This is a genomic window from Herbaspirillum sp. VT-16-41 (assembly GCF_001994935.1).
GTDB classification, from domain to species: Bacteria; Pseudomonadota; Gammaproteobacteria; order Burkholderiales; family Burkholderiaceae_D; genus Herbaspirillum; species Herbaspirillum frisingense.
Map to the genome: position 1 here is coordinate 25120 of NZ_MUXB01000101.1, position 17127 is coordinate 42246.

At 64.6% G+C, this 17127-nt stretch carries 15 protein-coding genes; 9 read left to right on the plus strand and 6 right to left on the minus strand.

Annotated elements, in window-relative coordinates:
* Positions 1–24 precede the first annotated feature (24 nt).
* The 4 genes from BTM36_RS11080 to BTM36_RS11095 all read left to right on the plus strand — a co-directional run bounded on the left by BTM36_RS11080 (position 25) and on the right by BTM36_RS11095 (position 3285).
* A complete protein-coding gene (locus BTM36_RS11080) occupies positions 25–879 on the plus strand; it encodes an ABC transporter ATP-binding protein (protein ID WP_077236321.1) in 855 nt (284 codons plus the stop codon).
* 120 nt (positions 880–999) lie between these two features.
* Positions 1000–1443, plus strand: a complete 444-nt coding sequence (gene cynS, locus BTM36_RS11085; protein ID WP_006462740.1) for a cyanase — start codon at positions 1000–1002, stop codon at positions 1441–1443.
* Positions 1444–1520: 77 nt separating this feature from the next.
* Positions 1521–2912, plus strand: coding sequence for a TAXI family TRAP transporter solute-binding subunit (locus BTM36_RS11090; protein WP_077236322.1), 1392 nt, complete (start codon positions 1521–1523; stop codon positions 2910–2912).
* Positions 2913–3054: 142 nt separating this feature from the next.
* Complete coding sequence (locus BTM36_RS11095) at positions 3055–3285, plus strand: hypothetical protein (RefSeq protein ID WP_006462738.1); 231 nt, start codon at positions 3055–3057, stop codon at positions 3283–3285.
* Between the two features lie 58 nt (positions 3286–3343).
* On the opposite strand, the gene BTM36_RS11100 is transcribed toward BTM36_RS11095, so the two are convergent.
* Positions 3344–4495, minus strand: a complete 1152-nt coding sequence (locus BTM36_RS11100) for an ABC transporter ATP-binding protein (RefSeq protein WP_077236323.1) — start codon at positions 4493–4495, stop codon at positions 3344–3346.
* 109 nt (positions 4496–4604) lie between these two features.
* On the opposite strand from BTM36_RS11100, the gene BTM36_RS11105 reads away from it, so the two are divergent.
* Together BTM36_RS11105 and gorA are read left to right on the plus strand one after the other, a co-directional pair.
* Positions 4605–6254: an iron ABC transporter permease gene (locus BTM36_RS11105; RefSeq protein WP_077236324.1), complete on the plus strand. Its 1650-nt coding sequence runs from the start codon at positions 4605–4607 to the stop codon at positions 6252–6254.
* A gap of 86 nt (positions 6255–6340) precedes the next feature.
* A complete protein-coding gene (gene gorA, locus BTM36_RS11110) occupies positions 6341–7717 on the plus strand; it encodes a glutathione-disulfide reductase (RefSeq protein WP_077236325.1) in 1377 nt (458 codons plus the stop codon).
* A gap of 88 nt (positions 7718–7805) precedes the next feature.
* On the opposite strand, the gene BTM36_RS11115 is transcribed toward gorA, so the two are convergent.
* Positions 7806–9149, minus strand: coding sequence for a phospholipase A (locus BTM36_RS11115; protein WP_254426978.1), 1344 nt, complete (start codon positions 9147–9149; stop codon positions 7806–7808).
* A gap of 437 nt (positions 9150–9586) precedes the next feature.
* Here BTM36_RS11115 and BTM36_RS11120 point away from each other — a divergent pair, with 437 nt between their 5' ends.
* On the plus strand, positions 9587–11674 hold the full coding sequence (locus BTM36_RS11120) for a bifunctional diguanylate cyclase/phosphodiesterase (protein WP_077236326.1): 2088 nt from the start codon (positions 9587–9589) through the stop codon (positions 11672–11674).
* A 208-nt stretch (positions 11675–11882) separates the two neighbouring features.
* Here the strand turns inward: BTM36_RS11120 and BTM36_RS11125 are convergent, their stop codons facing one another.
* The 3 genes from BTM36_RS11125 to wrbA all read right to left on the minus strand — a co-directional run bounded on the left by BTM36_RS11125 (position 11883) and on the right by wrbA (position 14415).
* Positions 11883–13310, minus strand: coding sequence for an FAD-binding oxidoreductase (locus BTM36_RS11125; RefSeq protein ID WP_077236327.1), 1428 nt, complete (start codon positions 13308–13310; stop codon positions 11883–11885).
* Positions 13311–13387: 77 nt separating this feature from the next.
* A complete protein-coding gene (locus BTM36_RS11130) occupies positions 13388–13780 on the minus strand; it encodes a DUF2069 domain-containing protein (protein WP_006462731.1) in 393 nt (130 codons plus the stop codon).
* On the minus strand, positions 13777–14415 hold the full coding sequence (gene wrbA, locus BTM36_RS11135; protein ID WP_077236461.1) for an NAD(P)H:quinone oxidoreductase: 639 nt from the start codon (positions 14413–14415) through the stop codon (positions 13777–13779). Before wrbA ends, BTM36_RS11130 begins: the two co-directional genes overlap by 4 nt.
* A gap of 280 nt (positions 14416–14695) precedes the next feature.
* Between wrbA and BTM36_RS11140 the strand changes: the two genes are divergently transcribed.
* A complete protein-coding gene (locus tag BTM36_RS11140; RefSeq protein ID WP_139347130.1) occupies positions 14696–16048 on the plus strand; it encodes a YihY family inner membrane protein in 1353 nt (450 codons plus the stop codon).
* Positions 16049–16052: 4 nt separating this feature from the next.
* Here the strand turns inward: BTM36_RS11140 and BTM36_RS11145 are convergent, their stop codons facing one another.
* On the minus strand, positions 16053–16373 hold the full coding sequence (locus BTM36_RS11145; RefSeq protein WP_006462728.1) for a DUF962 domain-containing protein: 321 nt from the start codon (positions 16371–16373) through the stop codon (positions 16053–16055).
* 276 nt (positions 16374–16649) lie between these two features.
* On the opposite strand from BTM36_RS11145, the gene BTM36_RS11150 reads away from it, so the two are divergent.
* Entirely contained in the window at positions 16650–17111 is a 462-nt protein-coding gene (locus tag BTM36_RS11150; protein WP_006462727.1) for a CBS domain-containing protein, read from the plus strand.
* Positions 17112–17127 lie beyond the last annotated feature (16 nt).

Consider the following 17127-nt stretch of genomic DNA (forward strand, 5'->3'; position numbering starts at 1 on the left):
ACATCGAATGAAGAGGGCAAGAGCATGGACCACAATTTCCTGAGCGTGCAGGGGCTCTCCAAACGCTATGCGGCGGGCGCGCCGCCGGTGTTCGAACAGGTTTCCTTCGGTATCGACCGCGGTGAATTCGTCTGCGTGATCGGCCACTCCGGCTGCGGCAAGACCACCATCCTCAACGTGTTGGCGGGGCTGGAGGCGGCCAGCGACGGTGTGGTCATCATGGACCGGCGCGAGATCAAGGGGCCGAGTCTGGATCGCGGCGTGGTGTTCCAGAGCCATGCACTCATGCCCTGGTTCAGCGTGCTGGGCAACGTGGTGTTCGCGGTCCGTTCGCGCTGGCCCGACTGGTCGCGCGCCAAGGCCGAGGAACATGCGCGCCGCTTCATCGCGATGGTGGGTCTGAAGGGGGCTGAGCACAAGAAGCCCTCCGAACTCTCGGGCGGCATGAAGCAGCGGGTGGGTATCGCCCGGGCCTTTTCCATCGAGCCCAAGATGCTGCTGATGGATGAACCCTTTGGCGCCCTCGATGCCCTCACACGCGGCGTGGTGCAGGACGAGCTGCTGAAGATCTGCGCGGCCACCGGGCAGACCGTGTTCATGATCACTCATGACGTGGACGAGGCCATCCTGCTGGCCGACAAGATATTCCTGATGTCCAATGGCCCGCAGGCCTGCATCGCCGAAGTGGTCATCAACACCTTGCCCAAGACCCGCAGCCGGGAAGCCATGCATCACGATCCGCAGTTCTATCGCATCCGCAATCACCTGGTGGATTTCCTGGTACACCGCTCGCGCCAGATCCAGGCGGCCCAGGCCAGCGGGGGACCGCGTCCTCCCACGCGCATCGTGATGCCGGGGCTGGAGCAGGCGGTGGCCTGAAAACCGGCAGGGCAGCCCAAGAGATTTCGTCATTGTGTCGCAAGCATTCGTCACGATCGATGACGCGCACTGAGAGGTGTGTCGTCGATCTTTATTCCGTCCACCCAAAAGGAGATAGCCATGGACCGCAACCAAGTCACCCAGAAGATCGTTACCGCCAAGGTCAGCAAGAAGATGACCTGGGCCCAGATCGCCGAGCGCATCGGCCAGAGCAAGGAGTGGACCACCGCTGCCATGCTGGGCCAGATGACCCTGACCGCCAAGCAGGCCGCCACCGCCCAGGAGCTGTTCGAACTCACCGATGAAGAAACCCTGTGGCTGCAGATCGTGCCCTACAAGGGTTCGCTGCCGACCCCGGTGCCGACCGATCCGCTGATCTACCGCTGGTATGAGATCGTCAGCGTCTATGGCAGCACCATCAAGGAACTGATCCACGAAGAATTCGGCGACGGCATCATGAGCGCCATCGATTTCAAGATGGACATCCAGCGTCAGGCCGACCCCAATGGTGATCGCGTGAACGTGATGCTGTCGGGTAAGTTCCTGCCGTACAAGACCTACTGAGCGACTGACGCGGAGAGTCACATCACGTTACAAGGCAGTGAAGCCCAAAGCGGGGCGGCGCGGCTAGAATAGCGCGCATGCTCAAAGACAAGAAACTCTCCGCCTACGCCCCGTCGGCGACCCGCATCCGGGCGCGCTTCGTGGCCATCTCCTGGCGGGACCTGGCCGTCAGCTTCGGTCCCATCATCCTGCTGATCCTGATCGGCGCCTGGCTGGTGATCTGGCTGATCCGCCCGGCCCCGCCGTCTTCGATCACGATCGCTGCCGGTCCCAAGGACAGCAATTTCTGGCGCGTGGCCGAACGCTACAAGGCCATCCTGGCGCGCGATGGCATCCGCCTCGATATCGTCGAGACCGGGGGCTCGCTGGACAACCTGAAACGCCTGGCCGATCCCGACCAGAGCCTGGACGTCGGCTTCGTGCAGGGCGGCCTGGCCGGCGCGGTACCGGCCGAGGCGCTGGCGCCGCTGGTGTCGCTGGGCAGCATTTCCTATGTGCCGGTGTCGGTGTACTACCGCACGCCGCCGCCGCGCGAGGACGGCAAGCCGGTCCCGCCGCTGCGCCAGCTGTCGGAGCTGGCCGGCAAGCGCATCGCCATCGGTGGGGCCGGTAGCGGTTCCAGCGTGCTGGCCGCGACCCTGCTCAAGGCCAACGGTGTGGAAGAGGGCGGCAGCACCCAGCTGTTGAACATTGGCGGCGATGAGGCGGCCCAGGCGCTGACCGGTGGCAAGATCGATGCGGCCTTCCTGATGGGCGATTCGGTGTCGGTGGCGACCATGGGCAAGCTGCTGCGCGCCCCCGGCATCCGCTTGCTGGATTTTTCCCAGGCCGATGCCTATGTGCGGCGCTTCCGCTATCTCAATACCTTGAAGATGCCCATGGGCGTGTTCGACCTGGCGCGCAACCTGCCGGCCCGCGATACCCAGCTGATCGCACCCACGGCCGAACTGGTGGCGCGCGAGGACTTGCATCCGGCACTGTCGGACCTGCTGATCGCGGCCGCCCGCGAAGTGCATGGCAAGGCCAACGTGATGCAGAAGGCGGGGGAATTCCCGGCGCCGCTGGAGCATGAATATCCGATCAGCGACGATGCGGCGCGCTATTACAAGTCCGGCAAGACCTTCTTCTACCGCACCCTGCCGTTCTGGATGGCCAGCCTGGTGGACCGGGCGGTGGTGATCGTGCTGCCGGTGATCCTGCTGCTCATCCCGGGTATCCGCCTGGTGCCGATGCTCTATGGCTGGCGTGTGCGTTCGCGCATCTATCGCTGGTATGGCGAGCTGATCTCGCTGGAACGCGGCTTGTCCCGCGAATCGCCGGAAGACCAGGCCGAGATGCTGAGGCGCCTGGACGAGATCGAGATCGCGGTGAACCGGATGAAGATGCCGCTGGCCTTTGCCGACCAGTTCTATGTGCTGCGGGAACACATCGGCTTCGTGCGGGCGCGCCTGGCGGCCGGTGTGGCTTAGGCGCCACGGCGGGAAATGCAGGATGGGCCGGCTGTTGTATGCTCGCCATGGCGCATGCAGTACTGTATAAAAAATACTGTTTATTCATACAGTACTTGTGCTAAAGTGAAGCCTCCAATCGACAAGAAGAGGAATCGCTGCCATGACACACTTTGATCTTGCTTCCGACGCTCGCTTCGCTGTTGCATCTTCCAGCCCGTCTTCGCTGGCGATCCGCCTGGGTCGTCGCGAAATCTTCATCTGCCGTGACACCTATGTGCGCCGTTATCGCGTCAATCCGGTGATCGAGTGCAGCGCCGGCATCGAGCCCGGCCATGTGGAAATCCTGCTGCTGCGCCGCTGGCTGGTGGTGCTGTCGAAAGCCCGCTACTGATGCGGCGCGCCCTCGACTGGCTGGTGGTGGATGCGCTGGGCCGGGCGGCCTGCGTGGATCAGCGTTTGCCCACTCCAGCACTGGCGGTGCCGGCCTCTGCGGCGGCCGCCAACGACGACTCCATGCTGGGGAAGGTCACCAGATGCGTGACGTCCAGCCTGATGCCTATCCACTCGCCCACCGCGTGATCGTGGTGGGAAGGGACCAGCGACAGCAGTTGCTGCCCGTTCTCCAGCGCCAGCGTGTAGAGAAATTCCGCTCCCCTGAATGATTTGCGAACGACTCTTCCCTTGAAGGGTGAGGCGTCGTCATGCATCACGTCGTCAGCCCGCAGCAGCACGTCCACCTGCGCATTTGCCGGCTGGGGCTGATCGTGCAAGGGCATGCCGCGCAACAGGCCGGCTGCGGTCTGCACTTCGATTTCTCCCTCGCTCCCGTCCCTGCCTGAGGTCGGGGCAGATGTCTGCATCAGTGTTCCCTGCAGCAGCACGCCGTGCCCGATGAAATCGGCCGCGAAGCGGGTGGCCGGGCGGTGATAGAGGGCGTAGGGGCTATCCCACTGTTCCAGGCGGCCTTGCCGCATCACGCCCACCACGTCGGCCACGGCAAAGGCTTCCATCTGGTCGTGCGTGACCATCAGGGCGGTGGTGCCGGTGCGCTTGAGGATGTCGCGCACATCGTGTGCCAGACGTTCGCGCAATTCCACATCCAGGCTGGAAAACGGTTCGTCCAGCAACAGCAGGCGTGGCTGCGGTGCCAGCGCCCGCGCCAGGGCGATGCGTTGCTGCTGGCCGCCGGAAAGCTGGTGCGGGAACTTGCCACCCGAACCCGACAGACCGACCAGCTCCAGCATGGCCGCCACCACCTGTTCGCGCTGGCCGCGTGCCATGCCGCGCAAGCCGAAGCCGATATTGGCCGCCACATCCAGATGCGGGAACAACGCGAAATCCTGGAACACCATGCCGATGCGCCGCTCCTCGGCCGCCACCCGGATGCCATCGCCTTCCAGCAACGTCCCGGCCAGCCGGATGCGGCCGGCCTGTGCCGGCTCCAGCCCGGCCACGGCGCGCAGCAGGCTGGTCTTGCCGCTGCCGGAGGGACCGATCAGCGCACCCAGTTCGCCCGGCTGCAGGCGCAGCGAGACGTCGTCGACGGCGGCGGAGGGAGTACGGGGATAGCGGATGCTGAGGTGCTCGACTTCCAGAAACATGGAGATGCCCGGTGAAATGGTTACAATTCGCGATTGCCTGAGGGTGTGCAGTGTAGCGCAAGCCCTCGCGTCTTCCACCTGGGTAGTCCATTTTCACCGTTTCCTTGTTATGCATATCATCGGTTTGCTTGCAGTCCTGATCGCCTTGCCGCTGTTGGGCATCCTCGCCGCCTGGTTGGGCCTGGACGCGGCCGGCGTGGACAGCCTGCGCCAGCAGATGCAGACCGTCCTGCCCGGTTACCTGGCCACCTCCGGCTGGCTGGCGCTGATGGTGCCGCTGGGCGTGGTGCTGGTGGGCGGTGCGGCGGCGGTGACGGTGAGCCTGTTCGAATTTCCCGGACGGCGCTGGCTGTCCTGGGCCTTGCTGCTGCCCATGGCAATGCCGGCCTATGTCTCGGCCTATGCCTATACCGATTTCCTGCAGTACGCCGGGCTGGTGCAGAGCACGCTGCGCGGCTGGTTCCCGGGCTGGCGCATGGATGTGCGCGGCTTGCCGGGGGCGATCTGCATGTTTGTCTTCACGCTCTATCCCTATGCCTATCTGCTGGCGCGCAATGCGCTGTCCGAACGCGGCAACCATCTGATGGAAGCCGCCCGCATGCTGGGTACGCCGCTGGCCGAGCGCATCGTGCGCGTGGCGCTACCGCTGGCACGGCCGGCACTGGCGGCCGGGGCCGCGCTGGCGCTGATGGAGACGCTGGCGGACTACGGCGTGTCGGCCTATTTCGGCCTGACCACCTTTACCACCGGCATCTACAAGGCCTGGGTGGTGCTGGACGACCGCATCGCGGCGGCCCAGTACGCCTCGCTGCTGTTGCTGTTCGTGGCGGTGCTGCTGTGGCTGGAACGCCGCGAGCAGGGCCGCATGCGCTTTGCCGCCACCCGTGGCGCGCGCAGTGCCGATGCCGCTGACAGCGCCGAGGGCGCGCGCCCGCCGCTGGCAGCCGGCCCGACGGTGCTGGCCTGGCTGGTGTGCGGCTTGCCGGTGGTGGCAGGGTTCCTGCTGCCGGTGGGCATCCTGCTACACCTGTGGTGGGGCGAGGTGGGCCGTGATGCGGACAGTGGGACCAGCGTCGCCTTCGATCTCGCTCGCTATGCCGGCTGGGTGTGGAACAGTTTCCGCTTCGGGGGCATGGCGGCGCTGGCGGCCATCGTGCTGGCGCTGGCCCTGTGCTTTGCGCTACGTGCCGGTGGTCTGCCGCGTCTGCAGGGGGCGATGTTGCGCCTGACGGCGCGGCTGGCCGGCATGGGCTATGCGATTCCCGGATCGGTGATCGCGGTGGGCATCCTGCTGCCGGTGGCCTGGTTGCAGGCGCGGTGGCCGGCCGCCGGTCTGGGTGTGCTGCTCACGGCCAGCTCCCTGGGCGTGATCTATGCGTATCTGGTACGCTTCACGGCGGTTGCGGTGCAGTCGGTGGAGTCCGGCTATACCCGCATTCCAGTCAGTCTCGATGAAGCGGCGCGTACCCTGGGCAGTTCGCGCGCGGCGATCGCCTGGCGCCTGCACCTGCCCTTGCTGTGGCGTTCGCTGGCGGTGGCAGCCCTGATGGTGTTCGTCGATGTGGTCAAGGAATTGCCGGCGACCCTGCTGTTGCGTCCCTTCGATACCGACACCCTGGCGGTGATCGCGCACAACCTGGCGCGTGACGAGCGTCTGGGCGAAGCGGCGTTGCCGGCGCTGTCCATCGTGCTGGTGGGGCTGGCACCGGTGCTGCTGGTGATGCGCGCGCTGGATGGCCGGCGCCGGGCGCCCTTGTAAAGCGGCAGTACGCCCGCATAACGGTCAGACCGACCAGATAGAACACGGACGCGGCCAGGGGGCAGCGTCCATGCAATGGAGAAACCATGAGCCAATACGATTACGACCTCTTCACCATCGGCGGCGGGTCCGGTGGCGTGCGCGCTGCGCGCTTCGCCGGCCAGACCGGCGCCCGCGTGGGCCTGGCGGAGAAGGGCGACCTGGGCGGCACCTGCGTCAACGTGGGCTGCATTCCGAAGAAGCTGATGTCCTACAGTGCGCATTACCACGAGGACTTCGCCGACGCCGCCGGCTATGGCTGGACCCTCAACGGCAAGCCCAGCTTCGACTGGTCGGCCCTGATCGCCAACAAGGATCGCGAGATCGCCCACCTCAACGACATCTACCAGCGTCTGCTGGACGGGGCCAACGTCAAGCTGCATCGCGGCTTTGCCACGGTGGAGGATGCGCATACGGTCAACGTCGATGGCCAGCGCTTCACCGCCCGCCACATCCTGATCGCCACCGGCGGCCATCCGGACAAGCCGCAGATTCCGGGGAGCGAACTGGGGATCACCTCGGATGACTTCTTCCACCTCAAGGGCCTGCCCAAGCGCGCGGTGGTGCTGGGGGGCGGCTATATCGCGGTGGAACTGGCCTCCATCCTCAACGGCCTGGGCAGCGAGGTGACCCTGGTCTATCGCCGCGAGCGCCTGTTGCGCAACATGGATGCCGACCTCGGCGTACACCTGGCCGACGAGATGGCCAAGAAGGGCATCCGCCTGGTGTTCAATGCCAGCATCGATGCCATCGAAGCCGAGGATGCCGCAGGAGCCACGGAGGACAGCGTCAAGCAGGTGCGCCTGACCAATGGCGAGACCCTGCAGGCCGAGTGCGTGCTGTTCGCCACCGGCCGCACGCCCAATACGGGCCGGCTGGGGCTGGAGAAGGTCGGTATCGCGCTGGCGAAGAACGGCGCCATTCCGGTCAACGACAACTTCGAGAGCAGCGTGCCCTCCATCCTGGCCGTGGGCGATGTCATCGACCGCGTGGCGCTCACCCCGGTGGCGCTGGCCGAAGCCATGGTAGTGGTGGCGCGCCTGTTCGGAAAGGGCGAGCGCAGCATGTCCTACCGCAACATCCCCACCGCTGTCTTCAGCCATCCCAACATCGGCACCGTGGGCATGAGCGAGGAAGAGGCCAGGAAGGAAGTGGGCGCGGTGAAGATCTTCAAGACCGATTTCAAGCCGCTCAAGAACACGCTTTCGCGCAATACTGAACGAACCTTCATGAAGCTGGTGGTCGATGCCGCCACTGACCGGGTGCTGGGCGTGCACATGGTGGGCGGCGACGCCGGCGAAGTGATCCAGGGTTTCGCCGTGGCCCTGCAGTGTGGTGCCACCAAGGCGCAGTTCGATACCACCATCGGCATCCATCCGACCTCGGCCGAGGAGTTCGTCACCATGCGCACGCCGGTGGCCTGACGAGCGACCCAGGTCCGCTGCAACAATGAACAACGGGGATGCAGTGCATCCCCGTTGTGCTTTTACCGGCCAGTGCTCGGGCCCGGTCCTATCGCCACAAGGCGTAGCCGATGCGCAGTTGCGGGCTGTCCTTCTGGTTGTAGGTCAGCAGGCTTTCGCCGTAGCCGGAGAAGTAGCTGGCCATCAGGTAGCCGGCGGTACCGGGCAGCAGGCGCGAGAGTGGATAGGAAATCTGCGTCTCGGCGCTGTACTTGCCGCCCAGCCTGCCCTTGCGCAGCATGGTCGCCACTTCCACCCCGTCCGGTTTGCCATAGGCCAGCTTCAGGTCCAGGTGGCCGCGGTAGTCGGCGATGTCCGGATTATCGCGGGTCGGGCCGAGATAGGCGTAGACCTTGGGCGCGACCTTGAAGTGATAGTCGTTGAGGTTGCCGAAGTTGAAGGTCGGTTCGATGAAATAGGTATTGATGCTGCGCGATTCGGTACCGTCGCGACCATTGGACTCGTGCTCCAGGCCGGTGGCGATGCCGATGCGGCTGAACACGCCGTTCTGGATGCCCAGGTCTGGCAGGTAGTAGTAGAGGCTGGGGCGATAGCTGGTATCGCGGAAGGGCGCGGAAGGCGCCGACAGGTCCCACAGCGAGAACTGGGTGTAGCCCAGGTAGAGATTGTCCAGCAGGCCGCGCGAGCGCGGATCGTCCGGCACGAAGACGCGGAACTTGAAGCTGAACTGGAAGCGGGCATTGGTATCGCCGTGGTTATGCCCGACCGTGAAGTACATCGGCTCGTTGAAGGACAGGCGGCGATTATTGGAGAGGATGTCTTCGGCCGCCGGTGCGCTGTCGATGGGCGAGGCATTGGTGCCGGGCGTGAGCACCGTGGCCGAGGGCGCCACCGGGGCCACCTTGCTGCTGGAGTCGGCCAGCGGGGTGTTGATCAGGTCGGGCGACTCCGGCAACGGCCCCAGGCTCGCATCCGGACGCACCACCGCCACCAGCACCGGCGAGGCGTCGATGCCGATCGGCTCGATGCGCACCATGCCGCGCAGGCGCTCCGGCAGCACGCCGCGATAACGTACCTTGCGGAACTCGCCTTGCCGCAGCGTGAGGCGGTCCTCGCCATCGACCCGCTGCAGGGTGATCTGCTGAGGCGGGATCATGTCGGCCGAGGCTGCCACCAGCAGGGTGGGCGGCAGGTTGTAGCTGCGTTCGGCCTGTTCGTCCTCGGACACCAGCAGCGTCAGTTCCAGGGGTTTGCTGGCATCGATGCGCTTGGGTGGCTGCACCATGGAGATGCCGGCCTGGGCCGGGCTGCTCCAGAGCAGCGCTGCGCCGATGCCACACAAAGCCAGCGCAATCAAGCGGGAAGTGCGTTTCCAGCGTGGGGTCAGGCAGTTTTTCCGATGGCGCGGACGGGTTTGGGGTAAGCTCAGCATGATGTCCTTGTTGTCGATTTGTTGTGTTTTGTTTTCATTTTGCATGTTGTCTTGCTGCGCGGGCGGGCCGGGGAGGCCAGCGCCCTCCAGAAAAAACGGGAAACAGGGACGCAAAGGCTGGCCGGCAGGCGCACTGCAGTGAGAACAGATCGATTGCGCTCGATAAAGTTGCCAATCACGTGGAGATCAGCTGCCGATAGCTTGCAGCTTGTTACTCCCAGGCTGAGGAGGGGCGCCGAAACATATCAGGATGACAACGGGTATTTCCTGATTGTGGGACAATGCTGCGCCTTCTAAGCTTGGTTCCATGGGCATACTGGGTCACTGATATCGGCTGCTAGCTCCTGATATTGACTGAATTTCCCTGATCTTCCCGGTTGTCTTCCGTGATTTTCGTCCTGTTCCTGTCCTGATACTGATACGCCGTACCGTTCGCCATGCTCATCGCCACCTACGACAAGTTGCTGGTTGTCGTCTCACTGCTGGTTGCCATCCTCGCCTCCTATACGGCGCTGGACATGGCCGAGCGTATCAATACCACCAGCAACCAGCATCCGCGCGTGGCCCGCTTCTGGCTGACCGGCGGCGCCATCGCCATGGGTGTAGGGATCTGGTCCATGCACTTCATCGGCATGCTGGCCTTCCGCCTGCCGATCGCCCTGGGTTATGACGCGTGGATCACGGCGGTATCGCTGTTGATCGCCATCGGCACCTCCGGCTTTGCGCTGTGGATCGTCACCCGCAGGGACCTGCCCCTGCGGCGCCTGTTCGGCAGTGCGCTGCTGATGGGGGTGGGCATCGCCGGCATGCACTATACCGGCATGGCCGCCATGCGCATGCAACCGGGCATCGATTATGACGTGGCGCTGTTCGTGGTGTCGGTATTCATCGCCATCGCGGCCTCGGCTGCGGCCTTGTGGATCGCCTTCAGCCTGCGCAAGAATACCCCGCATGTGAAGGCCGCGCGCGCCGGTGCTTCGGTGGTGATGGGCGTGGCCATCGTCGGCATGCATTACACCGGCATGGCGGCGGCCAGTTTCCCCAGTGGCTCGGTCTGCATGTCGGCGCGCGAAGGCGTGGGCATCGGCTGGCTGGCAATCCTGATCATCGTGGTCACGCTGGCGGTGCTGACGATTGCCTTGCTGACCTCGGTGCTGGATGCACGCCTGGAGTCGCGCACCGCCAAGCTGGCCCGCTCGCTGGCCGAGGCCAATGAAGAACTGACACAGATGGTGCTGCACGACCATCTCACCAAGTTGCCCAACCGCACCCTGCTGGAGGACCGCCTGACCCAGGCGATCAACAAGGCGGCCCGCAGCAACGGCCATTTCGCGCTGATGTTCATGGACCTGGACGGCTTCAAGGCCATCAACGATTCGCTGGGTCACCATGTGGGCGACCGCCTGCTGGTGGAGGTGGCGCGCCGTCTCACGGCCACCACCCGCGCCCACGATACGGTGGCGCGCCTGGGCGGGGACGAGTTCGTGATCCTGGTCGACCTGACGCTGCCCGATGACGCCATGCCGGTGGCCGAGAAGCTGGTGGAGGCGGTCAACCAGCCCTTCCGTGTGGGCGAGCATGAGTTGCGGGTCTCGGCCAGCATCGGCATCGCCATCTATCCGGAAGACGGCAATACCCGTCACGACCTGGTCATCAACGCCGATGCCGCGATGTACCACACCAAGCGCGCCGGTCGCAATGGCTACAACTTCTTCGAACCTTCAATGAATGCCAATGCCCACCATCAACTGCAGTGGCTGCAGGACCTGCGGGTGGCGCTGGAGCGCAAGCAGTTCCGGCTGGTCTATCAGCCCAAGTTCAGCCTGCCCGATGGCCCGGTGCTGGGCGCCGAGGCGCTGCTGCGCTGGCAGCATCCCGAACGTGGCCTGGTGGGGCCGGATGAATTCATCGGTCTGGCCGAGCGCTCCGGGCTGATCATCCCCATCGGTGCCTGGGTGCTGGATGAGGCCTGTCGCCAGATGCATGAGTGGCTGACCCTGGGCTATGCCGACTGGAAGATCGCGGTGAACCTGTCGGCAGTGCAATTTGCCGATCCGCATCTGGTGGAGGTGGTGCGCGCCGCGCTGGAGCGCCATCAGCTGCCGCCGCAGAGCCTGACGCTGGAGGTCACCGAATCGACCGCCATGCACGATACCGAGGCGAGCCTGCTGACACTGCAGAAGATTGCCGACCTGGGGGTGGAGATCTCCATCGATGACTTCGGGACCGGCTATTCCAGCCTGTTGTACCTGAAGCGCCTGCCAGCCAATGAATTGAAGATCGATCGCGGCTTCGTGCGTGATCTCAGCGACGGCACCGAGGATGCGGCCATCGTCTCGGCCATCGTGGCCCTGGGACGCACGCTGAACCTGCGCATCGTGGCCGAGGGCGTGGAGACCGAACGGCAGCAGCAATTCCTCGCATCGGTGGGCTGTGATGCCCTGCAGGGCTATCTCAGGGGGCGGCCGATGGCGCCCGACCTGTTCCTGCAGACCATGCGCGAGCAGCACAAGAGCGCGGCCTGATCGGCCTGCTCCGTCTGATCCGGGAAATTGGCCGTGGCATTGCTCGCTATTCCTCGGATTGCCACGTAGCGCGAGATGCAAAGATGACCACATAGGGAAACCTTGCTGCGGCAAGCGTTTCAGGCAGGCTCCTGAGGGGGAGGTTGGGGCGGACGGCTCGTGATAGCGTCCGTCCCTTTTTGTTTGCCGGCCCGTACTGCCCTGGCGGCTATAGCACCTTGCCCGGGTTCATCAGCTGCTGCGGGTCCAGCGCCTGCTTGATGGCGCGCATGAGCCGCAGTTCCACCGGCGACTTGTAGCGCAGGATTTCCTCGCGCTTGAGCGCACCCAGTCCGTGTTCGGCCGAGATCGAGCCACCGAAGCGGTCCACGCTGTCATGCACCACCAGGTTGATGGCTGACTGCTGGCCGAGGAATGCGCTGTCGGCCACGCCCACCGGTGGCGAGACGTTGTAGTGGAGGTTGCCATCGCCCAGGTGGCCGAAGGTCACCATGCGGCAGCCGGGCGCGGCCTGCTGCACCAGCACGTCGGTGGTGGCGATGAAGTCGGCGATGCGCGAGATCGGCACCGAGATGTCGTGCTTGATGTTCTTGCCCTCGTGCGCCTGCGCCATGGAGATGCTTTCACGCAATTGCCACAGTGCCCGCGATTGCGCCAGCGAGGCGGCGATCACGGCATCGTTGGCCAGGGCCTGTTCCAGGGCGTCGCCGATGACGCTTTCGAAGAGGGCGCGGGCGTGGTCTTCCGATTCGCTGTCCGACAGTTCCAGCAGGACGTATTGCGCATGCCGCTGGGCGAAGGGCAGGCGCTGCTCGGGGAAGTGCTTGCAGACCAGCTGCAGGCAGAAGTCCGACATCAGTTCAAAGCCGGTCAGTGCCGACGCACAGCGTGACTGCGCCAGTTGCAGCAGCTGCAGGGCCTGGGCCGGGGTGTCCAGCGCCACCAGTGCCGTCACCTGCGCAAGCGGTTGCGGGAAGAGCTTGACCACGGCGGCGGTGATGATGCCCAGCGTGCCTTCGGCACCGATGAAGAGGTCGCGCAGGTCGTAGCCGGTATTGTCCTTGCGCAAGCCCTTCAGGCTGCTCATCACCTCGCCCTCGGCGGTGACCACTTCCAGACCCAGGCACAGTTCGCGGGTATTGCCATAGCGCAGCACGCCGGTGCCGCCGGCATTGGTGGAGAGGTTGCCGCCGATGGTGCAACTGCCCTCGGCTGCCAGCGACAACGGGAACAGTCGCCCCACGGCAGCAGCCTGCTCCTGCAGATGCTGCAGCACGCAGCCGGCTTCCACGGTCATCGTATTGTTGATCGGGTCGACGGCGCGGATGCGGTTGAGCCGCCGCAGCGACAGCAGCACCGCATTGCCCTGCTGGTCCGGCACGCTGCCTAGTACCAGGCCGGTGTTGCCGCCTTGTGGTACCAGTGGCACCGCGTAGTGCGCACACAGCTTGACGATGGCGGCCACCTCGCCGGTATCGGCCGGACGCAGCACGGCCAGGGCACGGCCGGTGTAGCGGCCGCGCTGGTCGGTCAGGTAGCCGCCGGTGTCGGCCGGTTCGGTGAGGACATGTGCGGCGCCGATGGCGGCGCGGCAGGCGGCGAGGAATTCAGTGGTGGTGTCGGTCATGGCGGTCATGGCAACAGGTGCGCGCCGCCACCGGGGCGGCGCGTCGTATTGGAGCGGATTGGAGCAACTGATCGCGTTGGCGAAGATCAGCGCGAGGCCTTGTGGATGGCCTGGCGGGCGATTTCCTTGGCGGCCTTCTTGAAGGGGTGCAGGTAGGCCAGCGCGCAGATGAAATAGATCGTGGTCAATGCCACCTCGACCCAGGCCAGCCAGACCGAGGTGTGGTTAGCGTCGCTGGTGGCGCGTACCAGGCCCTCGGCCAGATACACCAGAATCAGCATGGACGACCATTGCAGGGTATAGACGTCGCGCTTGAGGATGCCGCGCAGGGGCAGCAGCAGCGGCACCACCTTGAGCACCATCCACGAGCCGCCCGGGCGCAGCGGCGCCAGCGCCAGTTCCCATGCCACACAGAGCAGGATCAGGACGACCAGGCTGGAACTGGCTCCCAGGTGGAAATAGCGCGCGCTGCTGTTCATGATGGTCTCCGTAGTTTTAGTGCGGTCTCTGCCAGCCGTTTGCCCAGCGCGATGGCCAGGGTACGCGAGTCGTCCGACAGCGGCTGGTTACCGTTGACGCCCGCCCAGTGACTGGCGCCGTAGGGGCTGCCGCCGCTGTGGGTATTCATCAGTTCGGGATGCGCATAGGGCAGGCCCAGCAACAGCATGCCGTGATGCAGCAGGGGAATCATCATGGTCAGCAGCGTCGACTCCTGGCCGCCATGCAGGCTGCCGGTGGAGGTGAACACGCAGGCCGGCTTGCCGGTCAGGGTGCCGGAGAGCCATTGCGGCGAGGTACCGTCCCAGAAATACTTCATGGCCGCGGCCATGTTGCCAAAGCGCGTGGGCGAACCCAGGGCCAGGCCGTCGCACTGCGCCAGGTCGGCCGCTTCCACATAGGGCGCGCCAGAGCTGGGGACGTCCGGCTCCAGGGCCTCGGTGACGGTGGAGACCGCCGGCACGGTGCGCAGCCGGGCATCGCAGCCGGGGACGCTTTCCACGCCCTGGGCGATCAGTTCGGCCAGCTTGCGGGTGGCGCCATGGCGCGAATAGTAGAGCACCAGGATGGTGGCGTTGGAGGGAGCGTTCACGGAAGAGGGGGAGGAGCTGGTCATCATGTGACTTATTATATTTCCGTTTTTTTCCTCCCAGCGTGAGGGAAAAAGAGAGAAATCTCCTCGACTGCTGCCTTTTGCTGCGCATCATTGAGGTCATAACTGCAACTTTAGGATGCAGCTTCGATTTTTGCGGGATTTTGCCGGCGGCTTGGGCGATAATCGCCAAACTTGTCATCCTGCCGCCTGTCGGCGGGAAAGAACCCGGGTGTGGCGCTGTTGCTTGCCGTCACCCCATGAAGTTGAACCGATGCCCTCTTTGCGTTTTCCCTTTTCCCGTATGCGTGGTCTGACCCGAGAACAGTTGAGCGATCTGTTGCGCTTCGCCGGCCGGCGACTGCGCGAGGATCGCCTGCCCCAGGTGGCCGGCAGCCTGACCTTCACCACGATCCTCTCGCTGGTGCCGGTGCTGACCATCGCGCTGGCGCTGTTTACGGCCTTCCCGCTGTTCTCGACCTTCCGCGCTTCGCTGGAAGCCTATTTCGTCGAGAACCTCATGCCCAAGGGGGTGGCCAATACCATCCTGGGCTACCTGAACCAGTTCGCGGCCAAGTCGGCACGCATCTCGGCGGTGGGCGGGGTGGTGCTGATCCTGACCTCGGTGCTGACCATGTCCACCATCGAGAGCGTGTTCAACCAGATCTGGCGGGTCAAGAAGTCGCGTCCGCTGGTGCAGCGGGTGCTGGTGTACTGGGCCATCATCACCTTGGGTCCGCTCTTGATCGGGGTGTCCATCAGCGTGACCTCCTACCTCTCCAGCGCCACCGGTGGTGCGGTCAAGAGCCTGCCGTGGCTGGGCGCGGGTTTCTATACCCTGGTCTCGCTGATGTTTTCGACGCTGGCCTATACGCTGCTCTACAGCACCGTACCCAACCAGACCGTGGACTGGCGCGACGCCCTGGCTGGTGGCCTGCTGGCCGGTGTCGGCCTGGAAATCGCCAAGCGCCTCTTCGCGGTCTACATCATGCAGTTCCCGACCTACACCATGGTCTATGGCACGGTGGCGGTGCTGCCGATCTTCCTGGTGTGGATCTACATGATGTGGATGATCACCCTGTTTGGCGCCCTGCTGACGGCGGCGCTGCCGGTGGTGCGCTACGAGCGCTGGTGGCATGTGGCCTCGCCGGGCGCGGAGTTCATCGATGCGGTGAAGGTCCTGAAATTCCTGCATGCGGCCCGCGTGGGGGTGGAGTCGGCGGTGGTGAGCATGGATGAGGTGCGTCGTGCCACGCGACTGGGGCTGGGTGAATTGCAACAGTTGCTGAGCCGGATGAGTGAAGAAGGCTGGGTGGCCTCGGTCAAGCCGGAGACCAGTCGCCGCACCGGCTGGAACCGCCGCATCACCGATGACATGGACCGCTGGACGCTGGTGGCCAACCCCAGCACGATCCGGCTGGCCCAGGTGTATCGGCTGTTCGTATTCGATCCCGCCGTGCTGGCGCAGGCGGGTGACGAGGAGGCGCTGGTGAGGCGGGTGGAAGACGCCATCGACGGCGTGCTCGGCCAATCGCTGGATGACTACTGCAGCACCGCAGGCCTTGCCAGCGTCGACGCGCAGGCGCAAAGCACCGTGGCTGCCATGCCCTATGCCGCCGTGCCGCTCGATGAGCGGCGCCGCATGTGGGAGCGCTGAGCACTCAGAACGAGACCTGCCCGGTCAGCATCTGCCAGTACATGACCCAGTCGCCCATGAAGGAATACAGGGGATGGCGGAAGGTGGCCGGCTGGTTCTTCTCCACCATGAAATGCCCGACCCAGGCAAAGCCGTAGCCACAGAACAGGGCCACCGCCAGCCACCACCACTGGTGGGTGATGAGCAGCAGCAACAGGCTCAGCAGCGCCAGCGTCGACCCCAGGAAGTGCAACTGCCGGTTGACCCGGTGCGCATGTTCGCTCAGGTAGGTCGGATAGAACTCGCTGAAGCTGGCGTAGTGTCGGTCGGGCAGGGTGGCGGCCATGGGCTTCTCCAGGTGATCCTGACGATTCCAGCTTAGTCAGCGCAGCGCGCATATGCAAACCTTGTGCTGAAGCAAGCTTCGCATGATTGCTGGAAATACTGCATGGCAGCGTGATTGCCGGTTGCCCAAAGGGCGCGCTTGACCGTACCATGTGCATGCATCGCGCCCCCGCCAGCGGCGGCATCCAGGATCAGTTATCCTGTTGCCCCCATGAATTGGATTTTCCGGGCGTCATCGCCTACAGTCAAAACAGCTTCATACAACTAGGACGACATCATGAAAGTCTCTGAAATCCTCAAGGTCAAAGGCAACATTCTCTTCACCGTCACGCCGGACACCCCGATTCAGGAGGCGGTCGCCGCGATGGCAGAGAAAGACATCGGCTCGCTGGTGGTCATGGAATATGGCGACCTGGTCGGCATGCTGACCTTCCGCGAAGTGCTGCTGACGCTGCACAAGAACGGCGGCGCCCTGGGTGGCTCGACCGTGCGCAAGCACATGAACGACGCCCCCATCACCGTCACCCCCGATACCGACCTGAACGAAGTGCGCCGCATCATGCTGGAAAAGCATGCACGCTACGTGCCCGTGATGGAAGCGCGCACCGTGCTGGGCGTGATGTCCTTCTACGACGTGGCCAAGGCCGTGCTGGATGCGCAAGGCTTCGAGAACAAGATGCTCAAGGCCTACATCCGCGACTGGCCGGCCGAGGAAGAAGAGCGCGAAGGCAACGCCTGAGCGTCGCTGTCGCGGT